General features: G+C 65.4%; 21 protein-coding genes and 4 tRNA genes. 20 read left to right on the forward strand and 5 right to left on the reverse strand.

Going from position 1 to position 23,512, the window contains the following annotated elements:
- Positions 1-15: 15 nt before the first annotated feature.
- The 13 genes from BLT96_RS03460 to BLT96_RS10705 all read left to right on the forward strand — a co-directional run bounded on the left by BLT96_RS03460 (position 16) and on the right by BLT96_RS10705 (position 8,674).
- Positions 16-405 carry a hypothetical protein gene (locus BLT96_RS03460; protein WP_157692145.1) on the forward strand — a complete coding sequence of 130 codons (390 nt, stop codon included), beginning with the start codon at positions 16-18 and terminating at the stop codon, positions 403-405.
- Positions 398-670 (forward strand): phage holin, encoded by a 273-nt coding sequence (locus tag BLT96_RS03465; RefSeq protein WP_090861784.1) that lies wholly within the window; start codon positions 398-400, stop codon positions 668-670. The genes BLT96_RS03460 and BLT96_RS03465 overlap by 8 nt, the downstream gene beginning before the upstream one ends.
- Before the next feature lie 153 nt (positions 671-823).
- On the forward strand, positions 824-1,885 hold the full coding sequence (locus tag BLT96_RS03470; RefSeq protein ID WP_090861785.1) for an SH3 domain-containing protein: 1,062 nt from the start codon (positions 824-826) through the stop codon (positions 1,883-1,885).
- 126 nt (positions 1,886-2,011) lie between these two features.
- Positions 2,012-3,064 (forward strand): hypothetical protein, encoded by a 1,053-nt coding sequence (locus tag BLT96_RS03475; protein WP_090861786.1) that lies wholly within the window; start codon positions 2,012-2,014, stop codon positions 3,062-3,064.
- An 11-nt stretch (positions 3,065-3,075) separates the two neighbouring features.
- Complete coding sequence (locus BLT96_RS03480) at positions 3,076-3,327, forward strand: hypothetical protein (protein WP_090861789.1); 252 nt, start codon at positions 3,076-3,078, stop codon at positions 3,325-3,327.
- Between the two features lie 63 nt (positions 3,328-3,390).
- Entirely contained in the window at positions 3,391-3,741 is a 351-nt protein-coding gene (locus tag BLT96_RS03485) for a hypothetical protein (protein WP_090861791.1), read from the forward strand.
- Between the two features lie 19 nt (positions 3,742-3,760).
- Positions 3,761-4,066 (forward strand): hypothetical protein, encoded by a 306-nt coding sequence (locus BLT96_RS03490; protein ID WP_090861793.1) that lies wholly within the window; start codon positions 3,761-3,763, stop codon positions 4,064-4,066.
- A gap of 221 nt (positions 4,067-4,287) precedes the next feature.
- On the forward strand, positions 4,288-5,679 hold the full coding sequence (locus BLT96_RS03495) for a CCA tRNA nucleotidyltransferase (protein WP_090861795.1): 1,392 nt from the start codon (positions 4,288-4,290) through the stop codon (positions 5,677-5,679).
- 134 nt (positions 5,680-5,813) lie between these two features.
- Positions 5,814-5,887, forward strand: a tRNA-Gln gene (locus tag BLT96_RS03500).
- An 11-nt stretch (positions 5,888-5,898) separates the two neighbouring features.
- A tRNA-Glu gene (locus tag BLT96_RS03505) sits at positions 5,899-5,975 on the forward strand.
- Between the two features lie 32 nt (positions 5,976-6,007).
- Positions 6,008-6,084: transfer RNA gene (locus tag BLT96_RS03510), tRNA-Glu, on the forward strand.
- Between the two features lie 214 nt (positions 6,085-6,298).
- A complete protein-coding gene (locus BLT96_RS03515; protein WP_090861796.1) occupies positions 6,299-7,684 on the forward strand; it encodes a lysylphosphatidylglycerol synthase transmembrane domain-containing protein in 1,386 nt (461 codons plus the stop codon).
- Between the two features lie 222 nt (positions 7,685-7,906).
- Entirely contained in the window at positions 7,907-8,674 is a 768-nt protein-coding gene (locus BLT96_RS10705; protein WP_197674384.1) for a MarR family winged helix-turn-helix transcriptional regulator, read from the forward strand.
- A gap of 126 nt (positions 8,675-8,800) precedes the next feature.
- Here the strand turns inward: BLT96_RS10705 and BLT96_RS03525 are convergent, their stop codons facing one another.
- Positions 8,801-9,679 carry a LysR family transcriptional regulator gene (locus BLT96_RS03525; protein WP_090861798.1) on the reverse strand — a complete coding sequence of 293 codons (879 nt, stop codon included), beginning with the start codon at positions 9,677-9,679 and terminating at the stop codon, positions 8,801-8,803.
- Between the two features lie 121 nt (positions 9,680-9,800).
- Here BLT96_RS03525 and BLT96_RS03530 point away from each other — a divergent pair, with 121 nt between their 5' ends.
- The 6 genes from BLT96_RS03530 to BLT96_RS03555 all read left to right on the forward strand — a co-directional run bounded on the left by BLT96_RS03530 (position 9,801) and on the right by BLT96_RS03555 (position 13,842).
- On the forward strand, positions 9,801-10,604 hold the full coding sequence (locus BLT96_RS03530) for an AzlC family ABC transporter permease (RefSeq protein WP_197674385.1): 804 nt from the start codon (positions 9,801-9,803) through the stop codon (positions 10,602-10,604).
- 1 nt (position 10,605) lies between these two features.
- Positions 10,606-10,920: an AzlD domain-containing protein gene (locus tag BLT96_RS03535; protein ID WP_090861802.1), complete on the forward strand. Its 315-nt coding sequence runs from the start codon at positions 10,606-10,608 to the stop codon at positions 10,918-10,920.
- A gap of 145 nt (positions 10,921-11,065) precedes the next feature.
- Positions 11,066-12,229, forward strand: a complete 1,164-nt coding sequence (locus tag BLT96_RS03540; protein ID WP_090861804.1) for a pyridoxal phosphate-dependent aminotransferase — start codon at positions 11,066-11,068, stop codon at positions 12,227-12,229.
- 135 nt (positions 12,230-12,364) lie between these two features.
- A tRNA-Leu gene (locus tag BLT96_RS03545) sits at positions 12,365-12,455 on the forward strand.
- A gap of 106 nt (positions 12,456-12,561) precedes the next feature.
- Positions 12,562-13,368 carry an ADP-ribosylglycohydrolase family protein gene (locus BLT96_RS03550; RefSeq protein WP_245719319.1) on the forward strand — a complete coding sequence of 269 codons (807 nt, stop codon included), beginning with the start codon at positions 12,562-12,564 and terminating at the stop codon, positions 13,366-13,368.
- 39 nt (positions 13,369-13,407) lie between these two features.
- Positions 13,408-13,842, forward strand: a complete 435-nt coding sequence (locus BLT96_RS03555) for a C-GCAxxG-C-C family protein (RefSeq protein ID WP_090861808.1) — start codon at positions 13,408-13,410, stop codon at positions 13,840-13,842.
- Positions 13,843-13,873: 31 nt separating this feature from the next.
- Here the strand turns inward: BLT96_RS03555 and sdaAB are convergent, their stop codons facing one another.
- From sdaAB to BLT96_RS03575, 4 genes are all read right to left on the reverse strand, one after another.
- Positions 13,874-15,463 carry an L-serine ammonia-lyase, iron-sulfur-dependent subunit beta gene (gene sdaAB / locus BLT96_RS03560; RefSeq protein ID WP_090861810.1) on the reverse strand — a complete coding sequence of 530 codons (1,590 nt, stop codon included), beginning with the start codon at positions 15,461-15,463 and terminating at the stop codon, positions 13,874-13,876.
- A 111-nt stretch (positions 15,464-15,574) separates the two neighbouring features.
- Complete coding sequence (gene gltX, locus BLT96_RS03565) at positions 15,575-17,080, reverse strand: glutamate--tRNA ligase (RefSeq protein ID WP_090861812.1); 1,506 nt, start codon at positions 17,078-17,080, stop codon at positions 15,575-15,577.
- Positions 17,081-17,167: 87 nt separating this feature from the next.
- Entirely contained in the window at positions 17,168-19,402 is a 2,235-nt protein-coding gene (locus BLT96_RS03570) for a YhgE/Pip domain-containing protein (protein ID WP_090861815.1), read from the reverse strand.
- Positions 19,399-22,410: a YhgE/Pip domain-containing protein gene (locus tag BLT96_RS03575; RefSeq protein ID WP_090861817.1), complete on the reverse strand. Its 3,012-nt coding sequence runs from the start codon at positions 22,408-22,410 to the stop codon at positions 19,399-19,401. Before BLT96_RS03575 ends, BLT96_RS03570 begins: the two co-directional genes overlap by 4 nt.
- A 208-nt stretch (positions 22,411-22,618) precedes the next feature.
- Here BLT96_RS03575 and BLT96_RS03580 point away from each other — a divergent pair, with 208 nt between their 5' ends.
- Positions 22,619-23,383 (forward strand): TetR/AcrR family transcriptional regulator, encoded by a 765-nt coding sequence (locus tag BLT96_RS03580; protein ID WP_090845768.1) that lies wholly within the window; start codon positions 22,619-22,621, stop codon positions 23,381-23,383.
- Positions 23,384-23,512 lie beyond the last annotated feature (129 nt).

Below are 23,512 nucleotides of genomic sequence, written 5' to 3' on the forward strand. Positions count from 1 at the left end.
CTGCGTGGCTGTTCAATGTCTCTAGGCAACGAGAGATTGGTATTCGACTTGGAACCATGGATTGCGCAGCTGCTCGTGTCAGTTCTGACGATAGTGGCGACCATCACAATAGCGATTCGCAACAACCAGCGCTCTGACGAGGGCAAAAACGAGCAAATGCTAGACAAGATAGGGGACCTAAAGGCCGCAGTGCTCCTCGGCAATCAGGACTCTGCGGCTACGCGCAAGGAGGTCTCAGAGCTAAAGACGGACATTAAGGCTCACTCAATCCAGCTCACGCAGCAGGCAGTGCGCCTTGAGAACGTGGAGGCGACGGCGAGGGAGGCCCTCTCTGCGACAAAGGAACTCCAACACCGGCTCGACATAATGCAGGAACCTGACGAGAGGATTGGGCTAAATGATTAACTGGAAGGTACGCGCATACAACAAGAACTTCTGGCTCGCACTCATCCCCGCAGCTCTGCTGTTGGTGCAGGCTGTTCTAGCTTGCTTCGGCGTCACGTGGGACTACACACAGGTTTCGCAGGAGCTTATCGGAGTAGTTAACGCGCTCTTTGCGGTGCTCGCAATCGTCGGCGTTGTCAACGACCCGACCACCGCGACGCTCAGCGACTCCGCGCAGGCATCCTCGTACGACCGTCCGCGAGATGACTCCAATGATGAGGATTAGTTTGCCAGAGAAGAGGCAGTGCTGCATGTGCGGTAGCCCAATGGTAGAGGTCCTCCACAGGGTGACGAACCCGGCGCGTCAGGACTGGCAGTGTCCTCGTTGCCTCCATGTGGAACATGACGTGTACGAGAACGAGTCTGGGGATGATGAACGATGACGCTCACGTACAACCAGCGTGCGGCTGAAATCATGCTGCACCTCGTCAATCACTCGGCTCATGGTTACAGCCAGCCCGCCCGCGCTGGCGACGGCACCATAGAGACGCTCAAGCTCTCGGACGGCACGGTGACAACGGTCCACGGTGGCGACTACGACTGCAGCGAGGCAGTGCGCATGTGCTACGTCGCGGCGGGCGTGCTGCCGCGCGGGTGCTACATGTGGACGGGCAACGAGGCGAGCCTCCTGCAATCGCACGGATTCGCGGGCGTGGGCCTCGGAGACCTCCGCGTCGGAGACGTGCTGCTCCGACGCGGACACACTGAGATGGTGGTCAGCGTCGGCGGAAAGCTCATGCAGGCGGGCTTCCGCATCTCTGAGCGTCACACCATTAGTGGCGTGAAGGGCGACCAGACGGGTTGGGAGAGCGCCTACAGTGCGCTCAACCCGGGTGCATGGAGCTGGGCCTACCGATACGTTGGCGGACAGCCAACGGGCGCAAGCAAGGCCACCGTCCACAACGCGACGGTATCAATGTCCATCCCAGCGGGCACCTACCAGTGCGTGGTCGATGCCCTCAACGTTCGCTCCGGCGCGGGCACGGGCTACGCCAAGGTCGCCCAGTACCACAAGGGCGAGACCGTCGTACTCGACGGAAGCGCCACGGTCGCGAACGGTTGTGTCTGGGGCCGTTACGTTGGTGGCTCCGGCAAGACTCGCTACATCGCCGTCCGTACAACTGGCGGCATGGAGTACCTGCGCAAGTCCGGTGCCGCTGCAAAGCCAGCAGCGAGGCCAGCAGCGATGCCAGCTGCAAGCTCGTCGGTACCGGCTGGACGCTACGTCTGCGTCGTGAGTGCTCTCAACGTGCGCGCTGCTCCAACGACGTCTTCTGCGGTAGTGGCTAAGTACCGCAAGGGCCAGAGCGTCACGCTCGATGGCTTCTCGGCAACCGCCAACGGGTGCGTTTGGGGTCGATACACAGGGGCAACGAGCGGGAAGAAGCGCTACGTCGCCGTGCGCACGCTTTCTGGTTCCGTGTACCTTCGAAAGCAATAGAGCACACCAATAGTCGTGTCTGGGGCATGGGCGAGAGCCTGTGCCCCGATTTCTTTTAAAGCCATCGGGCACGTACGGGACGGCGAGCAAGATGACAATCAGCTCAGTAGAAACGGGAGGTGCCAAGTGGCAATACAGATGCGCAGGGGAAAGTACGAGCTGCTCGACCCGTCGAAGCTCATGCCCGGAGAGTGGGCAATCGTGCTCGAGTCCGACCCGAACGGCACGGGCGGTCGCTCGCTCTACATGTGCTTCTCGCCCGGAGTCGTTAAGCGGATAGCCACCGTTGAGGACATGGCGACAATCATCGCCAACGCTGAGCCAGAGGTGTCGGCGAACATCATGAAGATTGCCACCGACACGAACGCCGCCATAACGGATGCCGAGAATAAGCGAGTGGCGGCTGAGAACTCTAGGGTCAGCGCCGAGAGCGCACGCGAGACAAAGCAGGCGTCGAACAACAGCGCCCAGGCGTCCAACAACAGCGCGCAGTCTAGTAACAACTCCAAGCAGACTGCGAATAACTCGTCCCAGTCATCGAACAACACCGCTCAGGCGAAGAACAACGCAGACCAAGCGCAGAACAACGCTGCTGCCAAAGGCATGACGTTCTCCGTCCTGTCATCTTCGCAGTACGCCAAGACAACCGACAACACGCACAACAAGCCGACGATAACCGGCAAGACCGGTGTTATGTACCTCACGCCTCGCATAAGCGGCGCGACAGACGATGACAAGTACGACCAGTGGATGTACCTGAACTCAGCGTGGGAGCTGATGGGAGAGACTGGCTCGCACGTTGACCCTGTTACAACGTCGGATATCGACTCAATAACAAGCGGAACGAGCGTTACCGCCGACAGGTACCTCAACGCGACCGGACTCACGTACTGGTGGGCCAAGGCGAAGAGCGCCCTGTCATCCGTGTTCGCCGCGAAGTCTCACACGCACACGGAGTCTCAGGTGACGAACCTCAGCACAGACCTGTCGAACCTGAGCAGCAGGGCATCGTCGCTCGAGAGCAGGGCAACGTCTCTCGAGACGAACGTCACGTCTCTAAAGAAGTCCATTCCAGTCTACTACTACAGCTCAGCTCCAACGGAGTCCACGGTCAAGTCGGAGCACACTACGCCGTGCCTCGTCGTGGTCAAGGGCGGGGCAACGTACCTTGTCGAATAGGAGGGCCAGTCATGAGCATGTCGAGGACGAACGCGCCGTATGTCGTTGTCAGGGAGGTCGAGGTCGCGAAGAACAAACCGGCAACGGTCATCACCGCCCCTTCTGTCAGTGGCTACAGTTTTGTCTGCTGGTGCGGCGTAGCAACAGTAGGCGACGTTGGAGCGCCATATATCGCAAATGCATACAGTGCGGAAACTACTGTATGGGATGCGCTCGGAAAGGGAGAAAAGATTCAGGCCATAGCGCTCTATCAGAGAGACTAGGGAGGTAGAAATGCTCTTCGAGAGAGAGAGAGAGAGTAAGGCTCGCGCGGCTGGTGGTGCCGCATGAGCATGACGCAGCTGCACGGCGACACGGGATGGGTGTGCATCGCCGGGGTGAACGACTCGAACGGCCTGTACTACCGCGTGAAGAACGGGTTCTGCACGGTCTTCGGAGACGGTGGCTCGGTGTGGAATGGGAACCCGAAGGCGAACGCGGAGGTGCTACTCGCTACGCTGCCTGCGGAGGCGCGCCCGAGTTTGGGTCCGTCGATAAATGTGTTATGCGGGCGCAACAAGGGCGTGGCGTTGGATTCGATATTGAAAGTGTATTCGGACGGTCGCGTGACGCTCTACACCTCCGTCACGAATACGAGCGGGTACTGGAACGGGAGCATCACGTACCCCGTGTTGTAGGCCGTGTGGCGGTGGTCGCATGAGCATGACTGGGATTGCTGGCCCGCTTATGGTCAAGAAGTTCTCGGCAACGGCAGCGACAGACATAGGAAAAACTTTTGACCTTCATGTTGATTGCAGGATTGACGGATGGGTACCCCTGCTCGTGGCCGACGTGTTGACCAACCACGCAGGAAGTTTCACGATAAATCAAGCGGCAATAACAAGTGACGGTTTCGCATACGTCTCAATCTTCCAGCCGAACAACAATTGGAAGTCGGAGACGGTTAATGTCACGGTGCTCTATGTCAAAGCTGGCATGATTGCGAGTGAGGAGCGCTGGTAGAAGCTCAGGCACAGCCCCGTCCATCGGCCATTTCGGCTGGTGGGCGGGGCATTTTAAGAACAGAAATCTTGGTCCCAATTTGGTCCCTAATGTTACGTAGACACCATAACTGCTGTACTACTTGTATGTATAATGCGTGCTACACGTGCTGCTTGTAATTGTCGTAACTGGCACACATACTGGCAAGTAGATGCCCCAGCACAGCCGCAGAGAGGTCCGCCATGTCCCGACGCTTCGAAGACGTTGCCTATGAGCTTCCGGAGTTTGGCCGCAAGGTGATCCGGGCGCTTGAGGACGCCGGGTTCGAGGCATGGGCCGTGGGCGGTTGGGTGCGCGACGCCCTGCTGGACGCCCCCTCGCACGACGTGGACGTCACGACGTCGGCGCACTGGCGGGATGCCGAGAAGATTCTGGCGTCGTGCGGGTACGCGGTCCATAGGACGGGGGCTGCCCACGGCACGATAACCGCCGTGGTCGAGGGCGAGCCCGTGGAGGTGACCACGTACCGCGTCGAGGGCGACTACACGGACCACCGCCACCCGGACGAGGTGCGCTTTGTGGACGACATCCGCCTAGACCTGGCGCGCAGGGACTTTACCGTAAACGCCATCGCCTACCATCCGGAGCGCGGGATCCTGGACCCGTTCGACGGCCGCGGCGACCTGGGACGCGGTCTCATTCGCGCCGTGGGCGACCCGCGCCGGCGCTTCGAGGAAGACGCGCTGCGCGTGTTGAGGGCGGTGCGCTTCGCGTGCCGCCTGGGTTTCGACATTGAGCCTCAGACGCAGCAGGCGCTTCTTGAGTGCGCGGACGGCCTGGAGGACATCGCGAGCGAGCGCATAGGGCAGGAGCTGGACGGCATCGTGCGCACGGGGCGCATGGGATGGGCCCTCATGAACGAGGCGGAGGTCCTGGGCGAGGCCATCCCGGAGCTCGCGGCCATGGCCGGCTTCGACCAGCACAGCCCGTACCACGCCTACGACGTGCTCGAGCACACGGCGCGCGTCTGCATGGCGGTCGAGGAGTTCACCGGGGGCATGGCGTCGCCTGCGCTCAGGTGGGCGGCTCTTCTCCACGACGTGGCGAAGCCCGTGACCTTCACCCAGGACGACGCCGGCCAGGGCCACTTCTTCGGCCACCCCAAGGTGGGCGCCCCCATGTGCGAGAAGATCATGCGTCGCCTGGCGCTTCCCAGCGAGCTTGTCGCGCCCACGCGCACGCTCGTGCGGCTGCACGACCACTACGTGAAGCCCACGCGCCGCTCCGTCCGTCGCACGCTGCTCAAGTTCGAGAACGCGTGTCCTGGGCGCGCGGAGGCGCTCACGTTCGCGCTGCTCGACCTCAAGCGCGCGGACGCGGTGTCCAAGGTGGACCGCGTGGCGGGCTACGCCGTGGAGCTCGACAAGATCTCTGCGGTGCTCAGGCGCGTGATCGCGGACGGCGAGGCGTTCCGCATGACGGACCTCGCCGTGAGCGGGCGCGACGTGATGGAGGCGACGGGCATCAGGCCGGGCCCCGGCGTCGGCATGATCTTGCGCGAGCTGCTGCTGTGCGTGGTGAACGGTGAGCTTCCCAACGACCGCGACACTCTGCTGCGCAGCCTTCAGGTGTAGGGGTGTCCGTCGAACGCAGGCCGAACGATAAGAGTAGAAATTGTGGAGCGCCATGCATTTGAAAGTTTCGCTTGCGGAAAGGGTCGAAGGCGCGTATATTACTTTCTCGCGCTGAGGCGCACAGAGAAACCGATTGGGATGTCGTCTAACGGTAGGACAACGGATTCTGGTTCCGTCAGTGTAGGTTCGATTCCTGCCATCCCAGCCATTCTCGCTTCTGGCCCGTTCGTCTAGCGGTTTAGGACGCCGCCCTCTCAAGGCGGAGATCACCAGTTCGAATCTGGTACGGGCTACCAAGTACTCCACGGGCCGTGAGGTCCGTGTGCATGGCCCCGTCGTCTAGCGGTTTAGGACGCCGCCCTCTCAAGGCGGAGATCACCAGTTCGAATCTGGTCGGGGCTACCAGGGATTCTCGCAGGCCGGGCATAGAGCTCGGCCTGCTTTGTTATGGAGCGACGCTCACGTGCCAGAGAGGTGATGTTGCGCCACCAACGTGGTGTCTGGATGTGTGCGGCGGGCCGTGTCTTTGCAGCTTCCTTTCTGGGTATCATCAGTAGGACTCTGGTTTGGGGCGTGAGGCCTCTCTGTCTTGCGACGCGTCGACGGACCTTGGAGGGCCATGGCAGAAGAGAAGAACACCAACCGTACGAAGCCGAAGGTCCCGCTCAAGGTGTCGGCACCGCACGTATCGGGCGGAACTGCCGGCGCGGCGTCCGATAACGAGGACAACAAGAACAGTGCCCGCAAAGGTGCGCTCTTCCTGGTGGCCGTCGTCGGCGTGTATGTGCTCTACCTCGTGTTCTCGGGGCAGATGGGCCAGTTTTTGGACGCGCTCGGCTCCGTGGACGGCTCATGGGTCCTGAAGGCGTGCCTGTGCTTCGGCATGTACTACGTGTTCGGCGTGCTTGCGTACGGCATCGCGGTCTACCTCGACCACGACTCGCCGCTCGGCGTGCGCGACCTCATGAGCGTCGAGGCCTCAGGCGTGTTCTTCGGAAACCTCACCCCCATGATGGCGGGGTCCGTCCCCTCGCAGATATATCGCATGACGCGCTCGGGGCTCGACGTTGGGGAGGCCAGCGCCACGCAGTTCACGCGCTTCATCGCATTCCAGTTTGGCGTCGTGCTGTTTGCCGCCATCATGCTCGTGGCGAAGGCGGAGTACTTCTTCCAGACGTACGGAGACCTCTTCTTCCTCAACATCGTGGTGTTCACGGTGCACTTCCTCGAGCTCGCGGGCATATTCGTCATCTGCCTGTGCCCCCGCTTCGTCATGCGCGTGGGCAACTGGGCCATCCGCATCGCGACGCGGCACAACTGGCTGAAGGACCCCAAGCACTGGGACGACATGGTGAACGTGCAGGTCATGGAGTTCGCGAACGCGTTCAAGAACGCCGCGAGCGACCTGCCGTCCATGGCGCTCACCCTGCTGGTCACCATGGCGCAGCTTGGCAGCCTCTACATGATCCCCTGGTTCGTGCTCAGGGGGTTTGGCATCCGGGCGGACTTCCTCGAGTGCCTGGCCGCCGGCTCCATGGTGCAGATGGTGTCGTCCGCCGTGCCGCTGCCGGGTGGCACCGGCGGCGCCGAGGGCGGCTTCCTCATGTTCTACGGCCACATGTTCGGGCGCTCGGCAAGCGCCGGCTTCCTCATCTGGCGCATCGTCACGTTCTTCGGCCCCACGCTCCTGGCGGCTCCGCTTCTGGGCCTGCGCTCCAACGGGGGCCCCAGCATCTACGCGCGCGTGCAGAAGGCAAAGGCGCGGCTGCACGCCAAGGGGTCGCGCTCTTCTCGCGCGAAGGGCACGGCGACCATCTCTGGCTCCATGCTGAGGCAGAAGGCGAAGGGCGTACCCACCGCGGGCACCACCGGCAAGACCGCGGCGAAGCAGGGTCCCGTAGCCGTTCCCGGCGGCATTCGCGTACCCATGAGGAAGAAGCCCCGGCAGGCACCCAAGGCGGATGCGGCTTCCGCGCAGGGCGAGAAGGACTTTCCGGCACAGTAGCGGCCGCGCCATGCCGGCATGTCCGCGCGGCTGTGGTCGTCCTGTGCGCGGTGCATGGGTTAATTGCGCCGTTGGGAAACGCGGCGGGGTGGCGCCGCATCGTCTGGAATAATTGATAGCGTTATTGAGAGCGCGAGCGGGCGGTCGCCGGGTGCGGCGGCCCGCGTGCAAGAGGGGGCGCCGGCCAGGGCCTGCGCCAACACAAGAGACCGGAGTGCATGCATGGCGGCAAGGGAAGAGATTATCGAGAAGATCGGCCTGCTCAACCACATGGTTGGCGTGGCGCGTCGCATTCGCAGGGACGAGGAGGCCGCGGCGGATCCCAACGTCGCGCGCGTCGTCGCGCTGCTGCGTCTGAAGGACGGCATCCCCACGCAGGAGATGGCCACCGTGCTGGGCATCGACGGCGCGGCCATGGGCGCGACGCTCGAGGCGATGGGCGAGTCCGGCCTCGTTGAGGTGAGGGTGGCGCAGGACGGCTCGAAGTCCGTCGCGCTGACCGAGAAGGGCCGCGAGGACGCGCCTGCGAAGGCGGAGCTTTCGGACGTGGCGCTGGACGGGTTCACGGACGAGGAGGCGGAGACGCTCCTGGGCTACCTCGGACGCATCGAGGCGTCGCTCACCGGCGAGCTTGGCGCGGACTGGAAGGAGCGCGAGGAGGCCCGCAAGGCCGCGAAGCGCCACGAGGGCAGACCTTCCGACCGCGATGGCCAGGGAAGTCGCGGGGGGTTCCGCGGCGGGCGCGACGACCGCCGAAGCGGAGACCGCGACGGCCGCAGCGGATACCGCGGCGGGCGAGAAGACCGCAGGCCTGCCGATCGCGGCGGCTACCGTGGGTCCCGCGACGACCGCGGCGGCTACCGTGGCGGACGTGACGACAGGCGCGGGGAGCGTGGCGGCTACCGTGGCGGCCGCGACGACCGTCGCGGCGGGGACCGTGGCGGCTACCGTGGCCGCGATGACCGCGGCGGTCGTCGTCGCGAAGACTAGCGCGGCGCGGCAGTGGTCCTGCCGCCCGCATCGCACATGGCACAAGCAAGGCGCCGTCCCGTCCCGGGGCGGCGCCTCTTTTGCGAGCGGGCACTGACCATGGGCGCGCGTCCTTCTCGCCCGGCGCTACGCCTGCGGCGGCAGGCCGGCGTTCTTGAGGATGAACTCTGCGAAGCGGCGCGACGCCACGGGCAGCGTCTCCCACGACGCCCACGCGAGCGCGATGTTGCGTACGGGGCGCTCGCGGATGGGGCGCACCTCCACGCCGGTGGCGTAACCCTCGAGCATCGTGCTGTACAGGATCGATACGCCAAGCCCCTCGCGCACCATTGCGAGGATGGAGTAGTCGTCCGTCACCTCGTAGCGTATGCGCGGCCGGATGCCGGCGCGCTCGAACGCCGTGAGGGCAACGCTCGTCTGTCCCTCGTCCAGCAGGATGAGCGGCTCTACCGCCAGCTGCCCCAGGCTCACCTCACGCAAAGCGGCAAGCGGGTGGCCCTCCGGCAGCACGGCGAGCATCGTGTCCGTCGCGACGGTGCGGTACGGCAGGCCGGAGCCGTCGCCGTTTATGAAGCCAAGGTCCACGCGGTCCTCGGCCACCCACTGCGCGATGCTCGTGTACTCTCCCTGGCGCAGCACGAAGCGCACGTCCGGGTGAAGCTCCTCGAAGCGGTGCATCAGCGGCGGCAGTATGCGCCGGCTCACGCTCGAGAACGTGCCCACGCGGATCGTGGCGCCCAGGAGCCCCGCCACCTCCTGCCGGCGGCGCTCGAGGTCGTCCTCCGCGTGCGCCACCGCGCGGATGGCCGGCATGAACGTGCGTCCGTCGCCGGTGAGGCTCACGGAGCCGCGCCCGCGCTCCAGCAAGCTCGCGCCGAGCTCCGACTCCAGCGCGCGCACGGTCTGGCTCACGGCGCTCTGCGTGTAGCCCAGCTCGTGCGCCGCCTTCGTGAAGCTGCCGGCGTCAACGACGCTGCAGAACACCTTGTAGCGGGATACCCTCATGAAGTGCCCCCAAACTTCAGCATAAGAAACGTTAATGCAACAATAAAATACATTCGTTTCACTTATCCCAATAGCGATGATATTACATAAGCACAGTAAAACAGTTGAGTGGGGAGCAATCGTGGCAACGGCGGTTATTGGAACACAGACGACAGACATGCATGCGGGCGAGCTCGCGTACCCTGGCACCGCCCGCCTGGGCGAGAAGGGCCTCGGTCTGTTTCGCGAGGGCCTCGCGGAGGGCGTGCCCATCGCACTCGGCTACTTCGCGGTGTCGTTCTCGCTTGGCATCGCCGCGAAGATGAGCGGCCTCACGCTGTCCCAGGGCGTCGTCACGAGCTTCCTGTGCAACGCGTCCGCCGGCGAGTATGCCGGCTTCACCATGGTCGCGGCAAACGCCAGCTACCTGGAGCTCGCGGTCATGATGCTCATCGCCAACGCCCGCTACCTGCTCATGGGGTGCGTGCTTTCGCAGCGCTTCAGCCCGGACACGCCCGTGTGGATGCGCGCGCTCATCGCGTTCGACAACACGGACGAGATCTTCGCCGTCAATGTGGCGCACAAGGGTGACGTCAGGCCCGCCCGCGCACTCGGCCTCATGGCCCTGCCGCTCGTGGGCTGGGCCGGCGGCACGGCCGTGGGCATGCTCGTGGGCGGCGTTCTGCCCAAGCTTCTGGTGCAGGCGCTCTCCGTGTCGCTGTTTGGCATGTTCCTCGCGGTCATCATCCCGCCGGCGCGCCAGAACCGCGTGGTCGCGGGCGTGGTTGCCGTGAGCTTCGCGGCGAGCCTCGCCGCCTCCGTCGCCCCGCTCTTCTCGGCCGTGGGCGAGGGCGTGCGCACCATCGTGCTCACGCTGGCCATCTCCGCTGCGGCGGCCGTGCTGTTCCCGTGCCCGGAAGACGATGCGGAAGCGGGGGAGGCATAGCATGGGCTCCATGGGGTGGGGCTACGTCGTCGTGATGGCGGGCGTCACATTCGCGACGCGCGCGCTTCCCGCGACGCTCATCAGGAGCAAGGTCACGAACCGCTTCCTGCGCTCGTTTTTGTACTACGTGCCGTACGTCACGCTCGCGGTCATGACGTTCCCGGCGATCCTGGGCGCGACGGGCGTGCCCGCGGCAGGCGCCGTCGCCCTTCTCGTGGGCATCGCGCTCGCGTGGCGGGGGGCCGGCCTGTTTGCGGTGTCGGGCGCGTGCTGCGCATCCGTCCTCGCGGTGACGCTCCTGGCCCAGGCGCTGTAGCTCCGCACGCGTGCGCGCGACGTGCGTCGTTTGTTTCCATCGTGGTGGCGTTTGGCGTGCCGCGTCGTACTCGCTTTCCTGAAGCCGTACAATTTATGCAATAGTTTTGACTGCTGTACGCGCGTTTGCGGGAAGGAAGGTACGAATGAGGCTCTCCAAGAGGCTTGACCTGTTTGGGAACGAGGTGTTCGCGGCGCTCAACCTGCGCCGTCGCGAGCTCGAGGCCAAGGGGCGCGAGGTGTACGACCTTTCCGTCGGCACGCCGGACTTCGCACCGGACCAGCGCCTGATAGACGCAATGGTCAAGAGCGCGTCTGACCCGGAGAACTGGAAGTACTCCCTGCACGATCGCGACGAGCTCGACAGGGCCGTGTGCGACTACTACCGCCGCCGCTACGGGGTCGAGGGCATCACGCCCGACATGGTCATGAGCTGCCATGGCACGCAGGAGGGCATGGGCTTCGTGTGTCAGGCCCTCGTGGACCCGGGCGACACCGTGCTGGTGCCGGACCCGTGCTACCCGCTCTTCCGCACGGCGAGTCTGCTCGCGGGCGCCAAGCTCGCGTTCTACCCGCTTTCGGCGGAGCATGACTTCCTGCCATACGTCGCGGGCATCCCCGACGACGTCGCGGACGCGGCACGCTACATGGTGGTGTCGCTGCCCGCAAACCCCGTGGGCTCCGTGGGCACGCCCGAGGTCTACCGACAGATCATCGACTTCGCCAAGGCGCACGACATCGTGATCATCCACGACAACGCGTACAGCGACATCGTGTTCGACTCCAAGGAGCCCGGCGGCTCGTTTTTGGCGTACGAGGGTGCGCAGGACGTGGGCGTGGAGTTCCTCTCGCTCTCCAAGTCCTTCGACGTCACCGGCGTCAGGCTCAGCTTCCTCGTAGGCCGTCCGGACATCGTCGCCGCCGCGAAGAAGCTGCACGGCCAGCTTGACTACGGCATGTTCTTCCCAGAGCAGGACGTCGCCATCGCGGCACTCACGGGCCCGCTCGACGGTGTGGAGCGCCAGCGCATGGCCTACCAGGAGCGTCGTGACGCCCTATGCGACGCACTCGAGTCCATTGGCTGGGAGCGCCCCAACGCCCACGGCTCCATGTTCGTGTGGGCGCGCATCCCCGGCGGCCGCATGGACTCCGTCGACTTCGTGCTCGAGCTCATGGAGAAGTCCGGCGTCATCGTGACCCCGGGCGCGAGCTTTGGCCCCGCGGGCGAGGGCTTCGTGCGCATGGCGCTCGTGATGCCGCCCGAGCGCCTTCGCGAGGCGGTCGAGAAGATCAGCGAGGCCGGCTTCTAGGGGCGCGGCGTGCGGTCTGGCCGTCGGCAGCACTTGTGGGGGCTTGGTGGCGTTGGGTCAAATTGTATCGGTAAGCAAACATTCCCGCCTTTGCCATGCGCCAAGAGTGCTAGTATGAATCCCGCACGAAATCACGTCGGAGTGGCGGAATTGGCAGACGCGCTAGCTTGAGGTGCTAGTGACTGACTAAAAGGTCGTGCGGGTTCAAGTCCCGCCTCCGACACCACGTGAACACAGGTCCCCATCGGCTTAGGTCGGTGGGGACTTTCGCTTACCGGCGCAATTAATGTCCACTGCGCAGGGCACCATGGATGCAAACCGGAACGACGAGGATGGGGGACACTGTGATGGTTGCGACGTTGAGGGACTGCATGTACGGGCAGGCGGTCGGCGACGCCCTGGGTGTCCCGTTCGAGTTCATGTCGCGCGACACGTTTCGCTGCACGGGCATGACGGGCTTCGGCTCGCACGACCAGCCCGCCGGCACCTGGAGCGACGACACGTCCATGGCACTTGCGACCTGCGACAGCATCAGGGAGCGTGGCTGCATCGACCCTAAGGACATGCGCCGACGCTTCGAGTCCTGGTATCGCGACGGCGCGTATACGGTGGACGGCCTGTTTGACATCGGAGGAACGACGGAGCGCGCCCTCCGGGACAGCTGTGGGTGCGCCGGGGAGTTTGACAACGGCAACGGCTCGCTCATGAGAATCCTCCCGCTCGCCTTCACGAGCGCGACGGACGACGAGGTCCGCGCGGTCTCGGCGATCACGCACGCGCATAGGACGTCGACGGAGGCCTGCGTAGACATGGTGCGAAGGGCGCGGATGCTCGCGGGCGGGGCGACCGTGGCCAAGGTCGCGGGCGCATATGCGGGCATCCCGCGCGGGGAAGTCCGCTCGGGCGGCTACGTCTTGGATACCGCGCGGGCGGCGCTCTGGTGCCTTGCGAACACCTCCAGCTTTGGGGAGTGCGTCCTTGCGGCGGTGAACTTGGGGGATGACACGGACACCACGGCTGCCGTCGCTGGTGGCCTCGCGGGCATCGTCTACGGCGTGGACGGCATTCCCCGCGCGTGGCTCGACGGCCTGCGTGGCAAGGACGTGATCGAGAGGTGCCTGTTCCAGGCGCTAGAATAGGCGAGAAGAACACCTGCGAACACGCAATGGAGGAATGCCATGGCAGCGACGTTTGACGAGAAGGCAAGGCAGCGCTACATAGATCGCGCGCTCGAGCTTCACCACTCCGGCTACAACTGCGCCCAGAGCGTGGTCTGCGCCCTGAGTGACCTGACCGATATGGACGAGGACGCGCTGTTTCGCGTTGCGGAGGGCTTTGGCGGCGGCATGGGCGGATTCACGGAGACGTGTGGCGCACTCTCCGGCGCCGTCGCTATCCTCGGCCTGCGCACGAGCGGCGGCACGGCAAACCCAAAGACGAAGGCGCGCACGTACGCGAGGACGAGGCCCGTCGTGGCGGCGTTTAGGGAGAAGAACGGCACCACGCGCTGCCCAGAGCTCAAGGGCATGACGGGAGGACCCGTCCTGCGACCGTGCGACGGCTGCATCGAGGATGCCTGCAACCTGCTGCTGGACGCCGTGGAGGCGGAGTAGGCGCGGCGGGCGTGACATCGTACAGGCGGGCTTACTTGCCGGTTGCCTTTCCGCATCCCGTGCGGCACGCGCTGCACGCGGATGGGGCGGCGGCAAGGCCGCCGAGCGCCGTCTCGCGCAGCGCGGACGGAAGCGAGTCCCCGACGGACTTCATGGCCGCGACGACCTCGTCGAACGGCAGCGGGTCGAGCACGCCCGAGAGGGCGAGCTGGGCCGCGCTCACGGCGTCGACGACGCCTATGACGTTCCTGTCCTGACACGGGTACTCCACGAGCCCGCGCACGGGATCGCACACCAGTCCCAGCAGGTTCGCGATGGCGGTCGAAGCGGCGGAGAGGCAGACCTTGGGGTCCGCGCCCATGAGCTCCGCGACGGCGGAGGCCGCCATGGCGGCCGCGGTTCCCACCTCCGCCTGGCAACCGCCCTCGGCCCCCGCGACGGAGGCGTTCCTGGCCACGATCGCCCCAATGGCACACGCGTTCCACAGGGCACGGGTAACCTGCTCGTCCGTGGCGCCCAGCGACTCCGCCACGGCGAGCACGGCGCCGGGGATGACGCCGGCAGAGCCCGCGGTGGGCGCGGCGACGATCACTCCCATGGTCGCGGAGCGCTCCAGCACGGCCATGGCGTAGGCGCAGGCCCTCGAAAGCGTCTCTCCCATGAGCGCAGCGGCAAGCCTCGGCGCGGCGTCGTGCACGGCCTTGGCCTGTCCGCCAAGCAGCCCGCCGAGCGATGGGAGCGGCTTCTCGATCGGTGCCACCGTCTCTTCTCGCATGACCTGGAGCACGTGCGCCATGAGGGCGTCCGCGTCCTGGGTGGGGAAGAGCTCCAGCTGCCTGCGACGCATGACCTCGCCGATGGTGGCGCCCTCGCGCCCCGCGAGCGAGAGGAGCTGCGCGCCGGTGTCGAAGCCAAGGGCGAGCGTCGCGTCCGGCGACACCTGCGCGGCTCCGGGCACGTTCACGAGGTTCGCGAGCGTGATGTTGGGGGCGCGGCGCAGGTACTCAAGGAGCGCCTGGTCAAGGCCGCCGTCCACCTCGAACACGGTGTAGGCGCGGCCACCTCGGCGCTCGCGGAACGTGCGCATGGTCGCGATGTTCACGCCGCCGGCGGAAAGCCCGCTCGTGAGCGCCGCAAGGACGCCCGGCCTGTCCTGGTGCGCCACGAAGAGCGTGGGGTAGTCGCCCGTGATCTCCACGGCGATTCCGTCGATGGAGCTGATGCGCACGCGACCGCCGCCAAGGGACTCTCCCGTGACGGACATACGCGTGCCATCCGCGCCCTCCATCGAGATGGTCACGGTGTTGGGATGGAGTCCCGCGCCGGCGTCGGACGGCACGAACTCGAAGTCGAGGCCCAGCTCTCGCGCGAGCTCGAACGAGTCGCGCACGCGCACGTCGTCCGGCGCGAGGCCCATGATGCCGGCCACGAGCGCACGGTCCGTGCCGTGCCCGCGATACGTCCGCGCGAACGAGTTGTACAGCGTGAACGTGACGCGGCTGAGGGGCGAGGGCCCAAGCGAGCGCGCTACGAGCGCTATCCTGAGCGCGCCTGCGGTGTGCGAGGAGGAGGGTCCCACCATTATGGGGCCGAGGATCTCGAATGCTGACGTCGTCATCATGGCATGGACCTCCGACAGAAGAAGGCCGCCGACGCTTGGCGCCGACGGCCTGACGCGTTTTCCGCGTGCTAGTGTCTCATTATTTCGAGCGTGTTACAAGCCCTGTGGCCTCTACTTCGCGAGCGGCAGCGCCCTCTCGAGGCGGGCGAGCGCGACGTCGCGGCCCAGGAGCTCGAGCGACTCTCCCAGCGGGGGAGACACCTGGTTTCCGCACTCGGCCACGCGCACGGCGCCGTAGAACTTGCGCTTGTTCGTGCCGAGGGCGTCCGGCAGCGGCTCGAGCGCGGCGTCGATGGCCGCGGCGTTCCAGCCGTCCGCGTCCAGCGCGGCCAGCGCGTCGCGGGCGGCCTCGAGGTAGCCGCGCGCGCCGTCCTTCGCGAGGTTCTTGTTGACGCTCTTCTCGTCGAACTGGACGTCCTCGCCCCAATAGAGGAAGCGGCTCTTCTCGACCACCTGCGGCGCGAGCGTGGTGCGCGGCTTGAGGACGCTGGCGAGAAGGTCGAACCATGCGGGCTTCGCGGCGTATGCGGCCTCGGCGTCCGCTGCGCTCTCCAGGCCTGCGGAGACGAGCTGCGGCACGAGCTGCGTGCGCGCGAACTCCTGGTCCGTCATGGCCTGCAGGTACTGGCCGTTGATCCAGTCGAGCTTCTTGAGGTCGAACGTGGCGGGGTTCTTCGACACGTGGTCGAGCGAGAAGCTCTTGGCAAGCACGTCGCGCGGAACGATCGTGGTGTCGCCGTCAAGCGCCCAGCCCAGGAGGGCCAGGTAGTTGACGAAGGCGTCGGAGTCGTAGCCGGCGTCGCGGTACTCCTCCACGGACGTGGCGCCGTGGCGCTTGCTGAGCTTCTTGCCGTCCGGGCCCAAGATCATGGAGATGTGGGCGAACGTGGGCGTGGGTGCGCCGAGGGCCTCGTACACCATGATCTGGCGCGGGGTGTTGGACAGGTGGTCGTCGCCGCGGATCACGTGGGTGATGCCCATCATGGAGTCGTCCACAACCGTGGCGAAGTTGTATGTGGGCGTGCCGTCGGAGCGGAAGATGATGAAGTCGTCCAGCGTGTTCGCCTCGAACGTGACGTCGCCGTGGACAGCGTCGTGAACCACAACGTCGCCGCGGTCCAGCGGCACCTTGATGCGGATGGTGTGCGGCTCGCCGGCGTCCACGCGGCGCTGGGCCTCGGCCGGGTCGATGTCGCGGCACGTGCGCTGGTAGCCCTGGAACGGGTCGTGGCGCTCCTGGGCGGCCTTCTTGTCTGCGGCGAGCTTCTCCGGCGTGCAGAAGCAGTAATAGGCCCTGCCGTCGGCAACGAGGCGCTCGGCCGCCTTGCGATAGATGTCCAGGCGCTCCGTCTGCCAGTAGGGGCCAAAGTCGCCGCCCACCTCGGGACCCTCGTCCCAGTCAAGGCCCAGCCACTTCATGGCGCGCAGGATGATCTGCGTGTTCTCCTCCGTGGAGCGGGTGGGGTCGGTATCGTCGATCCTCAGGATGAACGTGCCGTGGTTGGCGCGGGCGAATGCCCAGTTGTAGATGGCGGTGCGGGCGCCGCCCACGTGCAGCTTGCCGGTGGGCGAGGGCGCGAAGCGCACGCGTACGGGACGTGCTTCGGTGGAACTCACGATTGCGTGACCTTTCGTGTTGTGTGCTCAGTACAGTCCGAACAAGTATAGCCGCTTGCGGCCGTGCCTGCGCGCGGGTGCGCGGGCCTACATCAGCTTCGTGCTCTCGATCTTCTCCTCTATCCAATGGTTCAGGCGGACGACGGGCTTGCGGAGAAGCAGGCCCAGCAGAAGCGACGGCACGAGGAACAGCGCGAGCCTACCCATGGCGACCCAGAAGTCCGCACCGTACAGGCCGGCGATGGCGCAGCGCATGGCCTTCTCGGCATGTACGAACGGCAGGAACGGATAGACGGCCTGGAACGCCTTCGGAAGCATCTGCGGCGGGAACGTGCCGCCGGAGCCCGCGACCTGGATGACCATGAGCAGCACGGCGATGGCCTTGCCCACGTCGCCAAATGCGGCCGTGAGCGAGAAGATGATGTTGACGAACACGAGCGACGCGAACCATCCGCACAGCAGGAACAGCCACGGGTGCAGGCACTGTATGCGGATGAAGAACAGGTCGCCGAGAAGGACGAGCGACGACTGCATGAAGCCGATGATCAGGAAGAACGTCAGACGCCCGAAGTACGCGTGGCGTGGCTTGGCACCCGTCTCGCGCATGGCGGCCTCGGACGGGTTGCACCGGACGAGCGCGCATAGCACGACGCCGCCGACCCAGATGGCGAGCGTGGTGTAGAACGGTGCCATGGCGGAGCCGTTGTTCGCGACGGGGTAGATCGCAACGCGGTCCGTCTGGACGGGGGAGGACACGAACTCCGCAAGGCTCGTGGGGCCGGCGGAAAGGATCGTGCGGATGGTCTGCATGTCGCCTGAGTCGATGGCTGCCTTCACGGTCCCGCGCATCGAGTCGAGCTTGCTTGCGCCGTCGCGCAGCTTCTTGGACGTGGTGCCGAGGTCGCCCTCGATCTTGGAGAGGCCCCTCAGCGTGCCGGACGTCGTGTCGCTCACGTCCGCCATGGTGGATGAGAACTTGCCCACGAGCGCGTCCGCGTCGCTTGCGGCGCCGTCGATGGTGTCCGCGAGCCTGCCGAGCGACCCCCTGAGGCCCTGCTCGTAGCTGGCCTGGACGCCGGTGACGCTGCCCTTCGCGCGCTCCGCGAGCGCCTCGAGCTCGGCCTTGGACGCGTCCGCGTCGCCCCTGGAGCGGTCGATGTCGTCGATCGTGGACTGAATGCCGTTCGAGAGGTCGTCCAGGTCCTGGATGGCCTTGGTGACGCGGTCGCCCAGCCCGTCGATCGTCAGCTTCAGCTCGCTCACGCGCTGGACGGTCACGGGATCGCCGTTCTTGCCCAGGCTCTGCTCCCACTGGGTCGCGATGGTGTCCGTGCCGTTCAGTTTGGACTGGAAGTCGCGCAGGTTCGCGTCTCGGGCGTCCACCTCGGCCTTCACGTCCGCGAGCGCGCCGCGCAGCTTCTGCGTGGAACCTCCCGCCGTGGCGTACGCGGCATCGATTGCGCCCTTCACGTCGTCGAACGTGGAGGCGCTCTTCTGGAGCGCGTCGTTTATGGACGTCGTCGCCCCGTCAACCGCGGTATCGAGCTTTCGTACGCCAGAAGACGTCGTGCGCATGAGGTCGCCCGTGCCGTTGCCGCTTTTTGCGGCAGAGGAGAGCATGGCGTCGGAGTTTTCGAGCAGCGATCCCGTGGACGACACGAGCGCCTGGTAGCTGTCGACGCTTGCGGCCACGTCGCGCAGGTCCTGGGCGCCGTCGCCCAGGATGGAGTCCAGCCTCGTCACGAGGTTCAGCGTCTCCTCGTCCGTCAGCGTGCCGGATAGGTCGGAAAGCACCCCGGCGAGCACCTCCGTGAGCGACTGGTCGAAGCTCTGGTCGATGGAGTTCTGCACCGCGGTCGAGACCTTGCCGGTCACGATGGTTCCGATGGCGTTCTTCTTCTCGTTTACGGCGTAGATCACCTTCGCGTGGCGCACGCTCTTAGACAGCACGGTCATCATGTCCGCGCTGAAGTCCTTCGGGAACACGATGGCGGCATAGTACTCGCCGGAGCGCACGCCCTCCAGCGCCTTGTCCTTCGTGGTGACCACGTAGTCGACCTTGTCGGATCCCTGCAGGTCGCTCACCATGCGCTCGCCGATGTTGATGTTCGCGTGCATGAGCTTCGTCTTGTAGCCCTCGTCCGCGTTCGCGAGCGCGACCTTCAGCTCGCCGGTGTTGCCGTACGGGTCCCACGCGGAGTAGATGTTGAACCATGCGTAGAAGCATGGGATCACGATCATGCCCACGCAGACCACGAGGGCGATGACGTTGTTGATGACGTGACGGAAGTCACGCCTTATGAGCGAGAAGAGCTTGCTCACTTTGCGTCACCACCCTTCTGGTCCTGGGCGTCCGCTTCGGTCGCGCCGCCCTCCTTCGTGGTCTCGTCGCCGCGGCTGATGCGGGTGGTCTTCTCGCCCGCGCCCGTGAGGGCCGTGACGTTCAGGATGAGCCGCGTGGGCTCGCCATCGTCCTTCTCGCCCGCGTCGGGAGCCTTCTGCGCGTCCGCGCCCAGCCTTGCCTGCGCGTCTGTCGCAGGAGCGTCCTGCGCGCCTGTTACCTGGGCGTTCGCGCCGCCGTGGTGAGCGGCGCGGCGTTGGTCGAACTCCGTCCTGAGCCTGCCGATGCGGCTTCCGATCTTTCTGGAGCGCAGCGTGCCGCCGGCCTCGGGGGCGCCGTCCGTGGCGTCGCCTGTGGCCGAGGTGCCCGCGCCTTTCTCGATGAGCATGGTCTCTATGGGGGCGAACGCGAAGAACTCCTGCTTGAGCTTGTCGCCCAGAAGGTCGTACAGCTCGTCCTCGCTCATGTCGGACAGGCGCGTCTTCTGTCCCACGCGGTAGTGGAAGTACTCCGTCACGATAAGGAACGTGCAGATGACGATCATGGAGCAGATCCACAGCGTCATGATCACCATCTTGAACGGCAGCACGAACATGAGGACGTTCAGGGCGATGGGGATGACCATGAGCGCGAGGAAGCCGCGGCGCACAAGCACGGGGTACATGAGCTCGAAGCGCGCGGCGCGCGCCTCGAACGTGCGGCGGTACTCGGTGGAGTTCGTGAGGGCCTTGATGATGGTCGTGAGCTTGAAGTGCGCCTCGTCCATGTTGTAGCGCTCGCTCACCATCATGTCCGTCTCGCGAAGGCGCTTGTCGAACAGCGCGTTGATGTTGAGGAGGTGGCGCCTGGCGCCAAGGCCCACGAGCAGCGCGATGGGCATGTACGCAAGGAGAAGGACGGCGATGTTCGTGCCGTAGTAGCTTCCGTAGAAGCCGGCGATGGCCTCGCGCATGGCGTTGTTGCCGTACGTGAACGGCAGGAGCGGCTCGAGCGCCTGGAAGAAGCCGGGCATCATCTCGATGGGATAGGTGCCGGAGGAGCCGGGGATCTGGAGGATGACGAGGATGACGCCGAGCGCCATGCCGATGTGCTTGAACGCCGTGGAGAGCGAGAACACGATGTTGACGTAGACGAACGACTCGACCATGCCCGCGGCCACGAAGGCGACGGGGCTCAGGCACTGGATGCCCAGGGCCAGGTCGCCGACGCAGCAGATTATGGCCTGCACTTCTCCCAGAAGCGAGAAGAGCAGTGCGCGTCCCACGTAGCCCTGCCACGGCTTGAACTCGCCGACGCCCTCGTCGTCCACCTCGCGCTTGTAGATGGCGACGAGAACGAATCCACCGACCCAGAGCGCGAGGTCCGTGTAGAACGGCGTGACGCCGGAGCCGTAGTTGCGGACGGGGTAGATGGCCTGCTCGGACAGCTCGACGGGAGAGGTGAAGTAGTTCTTCAGCACGTCGGGGTTGATGCCGGAGACGCTCGTGAGGTCCTTGTACGCCTGGGTCGTCTGCAGCGCCGAGACGTCGGATTCGAGGCCGGCGAGCGTGTCGACCGCCCTCGAGATGGAGTCGCGCGTGGACGCAAGGGCGGGCTTCGCCTGGGCGAGCACCTGGTCGAGCTGGTCGAGGGTCGCGCTCACCTGCTCGAGCGCGGGCGAGATGCCCGCGACGACGGAGCTCACGCCCGAGGCGGCCTGCGAGAAGTCGTCCAGCGCGCCGTCCACGGCGGGAATCGTGGTTTCGGAGAGGTTTCCCTGCACGTCGGACAGGGCCGAGGCGCTCGTCTGGATGGAGTTGTTCACGGCGGAGGAGAGGTTGCTCACGCTTGCGGCACCGCCCTTCACGTCGTCCGAGAGCGCCTTGAGCGCGTCGAGTCGCGCCCGCATCTGGTCGCTCATGCCGATGAGGTACTGGATCTCGGTCTCGAGGCTTCTGGTCACCTCTGTCTGGGCGGTGAGGGAGTCTCCGGAGAGTCCCTTGATGCTGACGATGGTGTCGCGGCTGTACTCGAGCTTCGCCTTCATGTCCTGCGTCTGGGTGAGCGCGGCCTCGAGTTGGGCTATGGCGTCATCGAGCCTGCCCTGGGCCCAGCCCACGTCGCCGGCGAGTCTGCCGACGTCGTAGTTCGCCTTCGTGGACATGTTCGTGAGGGCGAGCGTGCCCGAGGTGAGCGAGCTGCCGAGGCGGCTCCTGAGGTCGGCTGCGTCCGCTCGGGCACCCTTGAGGTCCGTCGAGGCCGTACCGAGCTTCTGGGAGATGCCCTTCGTGGTGCCGTCGAGGCTCGTGATGGTCTCCTTCGCCGAGGCGACGGTCTTGCGCGCGTCGTCGATGGAACGACCGGCGTCGTCGATGCCGCCGGAGAGGTCGTCGAGCGATTCCCGCACGGTCTGGATGTCGGCCTGGAGGCTGGAGCCGGCGCCCGACGCGCCGTCGAGAGCCTTGTCCGCCGCGGCACCGAGCTTGTCGGAGATGACGCCCGCGACCGTTCCGGCGAACGTGTTGTTTATCTGGTTCTCGATGGTGGAGGCGCCGGTGTCTGTCACCTTGGGCGCGACGGCGTTTTCCTTCTCGTTCACGTAGTACTTGATACGGGCCTTCGCGGTCTTGCCGTCGATGACGCCCGCGAGCGTCGAAGTGAAGTCCTTGGGGATGACGATGGCGGCGTAGTAGTCGCCGGCGCGGACGCCCCTCATGGCCTTTGACATCTTCACGAAGCGCCAGCCGAGCTGCTTGTTGTCGTGGAGCTTCTCTACGACCATGTCGCCGGCCGAGATGTGTCCCATGTCGCCGACCGTCGCGCCCTCGTCCTGGTTGACGATGGCGATCTGGATGTCGCTGGTGTTCTTGTACGGGTCCCAGTTCGCGAGGATGTTGAACCAGGCGTACAGGGACGGGATGATGCAGACTCCGAGCGTGATAATGAGGGCGACGGGGTTTTTGAGGATGCGCCTGATGTCGCGCCAGAAGATCCTGAGTGCTGTCTTCACGTGCAGACTCCTTGGCTTGCGTAGCTGTCTCGTGAACGTGTGCGTCGTGCGTGGCGGCAACGGTGCGCGTGCCAACGTCGCACAGTAACTCCATAATGAAGGATAGGATAGCTCTCAAATGCCTGCTAGCGATTTTTGAACTCGTGTCAAAAATCTACACTCGTGATGCTATGATGACGTCGGATCTAAACGTCTCGGGAGATGCGTCATGGGACTTGTGAACGAAAAGACAGCAGCTGAAATAGCTGATGGCGTGCGCGCCGCCAAGAGCGTCGCGCAAAGCGCCCTCGGCGAGCAGATGGAGCGTCGCAAGCAGCGCATCAAGTCCGTCTCGAAGACGCGCAAGAGCCGCGCCACGCGCGAGAGGATCATGACCGCCGCGTCCGAGCTCATGGTGGAGCGCGGCAACACTGACTTCCAGATGAGCGAGGTCTCGGCCAGGTGCCACATGTCGAAGGGCGCGCTGTACTACTACTTCTCGGACAAGGACGAGCTTGTCGAGGCCGTGCTTGAGGCGTCGGGAGACGAGCTCGTCTCCGCGATCGAGGAGGCCGTATCCCAGGCGGCGTCCGCCAGCGAGGCGCTCGAGAGCCTGTTTTCGGAGCTGTCCCGCCGCATGCGGACGAGGAGCCCGCTCGTGCTCGCGCTCACGGTCGAGCTTTCAAGCATGGGCGGCGAGCTCTTCTCGGCAGTGAGCGGTCAGCTGTCGCGTATCGTGCGCATCATCGGAGAGCTGCTCGAGCGGGGAAAGGGCGAGGGCTTCGTGCGCCAGAACGTCGACACGAGCCTGGCGGCCGTGTACCTGTGCGGAGGCCTCGTTGGGACGACGGTCGCGTCCGCGTCCGGCGTCATGCAGGGGTCGGACGCGCTCGGCAGCTCCCTCATGGAGCTTCTCGCGCACGGCGTGGCGCCGCTGGGACTGCGGCTTCGGCGAGACGACGGCCAGGCAGAGGGGGTCGTCACCCAGGGCTAGGCTTTCCGCGGGCCGTGCGGCGCAAGCGCGCGGCCGCTTGAGGCACATATATATGAGCGGAGCTCCCGTTGGGGGCGAGGCTCGGCCGCGGGCGGAGGAGGTCGTCCGTGGCGCAGGCACAAGGAGTAT

It is taken from the genome of Parafannyhessea umbonata (genome assembly GCF_900105025.1).
GTDB classification, from domain to species: Bacteria; Actinomycetota; Coriobacteriia; order Coriobacteriales; family Atopobiaceae; genus Parafannyhessea; species Parafannyhessea umbonata.

Coding starts and splice junctions, on each gene's coding strand:
- BLT96_RS10705 (WP_197674384.1), top strand. CDS start 7,907: ATGGCGGCAAGGGAAGAGATTATCGAGAAGATCGGCCTGCTCAACCAC.
- BLT96_RS03580 (WP_090845768.1), top strand. CDS start 22,619: ATGGGACTTGTGAACGAAAAGACAGCAGCTGAAATAGCTGATGGCGTG.
- BLT96_RS03535 (WP_090861802.1), top strand. CDS start 10,606: ATGGGCTCCATGGGGTGGGGCTACGTCGTCGTGATGGCGGGCGTCACA.
- BLT96_RS03495 (WP_090861795.1), top strand. CDS start 4,288: ATGTCCCGACGCTTCGAAGACGTTGCCTATGAGCTTCCGGAGTTTGGC.
- BLT96_RS03460 (WP_157692145.1), top strand. CDS start 16: ATGTCTCTAGGCAACGAGAGATTGGTATTCGACTTGGAACCATGGATT.
- BLT96_RS03555 (WP_090861808.1), top strand. CDS start 13,408: ATGGCAGCGACGTTTGACGAGAAGGCAAGGCAGCGCTACATAGATCGC.
- BLT96_RS03515 (WP_090861796.1), top strand. CDS start 6,299: ATGGCAGAAGAGAAGAACACCAACCGTACGAAGCCGAAGGTCCCGCTC.
- BLT96_RS03470 (WP_090861785.1), top strand. CDS start 824: ATGACGCTCACGTACAACCAGCGTGCGGCTGAAATCATGCTGCACCTC.
- sdaAB (WP_090861810.1), bottom strand. CDS start 15,463: ATGATGACGACGTCAGCATTCGAGATCCTCGGCCCCATAATGGTGGGA.
- BLT96_RS03465 (WP_090861784.1), top strand. CDS start 398: ATGATTAACTGGAAGGTACGCGCATACAACAAGAACTTCTGGCTCGCA.
- BLT96_RS03480 (WP_090861789.1), top strand. CDS start 3,076: ATGAGCATGTCGAGGACGAACGCGCCGTATGTCGTTGTCAGGGAGGTC.
- BLT96_RS03550 (WP_245719319.1), top strand. CDS start 12,562: ATGGGGGACACTGTGATGGTTGCGACGTTGAGGGACTGCATGTACGGG.
- BLT96_RS03490 (WP_090861793.1), top strand. CDS start 3,761: ATGAGCATGACTGGGATTGCTGGCCCGCTTATGGTCAAGAAGTTCTCG.
- BLT96_RS03485 (WP_090861791.1), top strand. CDS start 3,391: ATGAGCATGACGCAGCTGCACGGCGACACGGGATGGGTGTGCATCGCC.
- BLT96_RS03525 (WP_090861798.1), bottom strand. CDS start 9,679: ATGAGGGTATCCCGCTACAAGGTGTTCTGCAGCGTCGTTGACGCCGGC.
- BLT96_RS03540 (WP_090861804.1), top strand. CDS start 11,066: ATGAGGCTCTCCAAGAGGCTTGACCTGTTTGGGAACGAGGTGTTCGCG.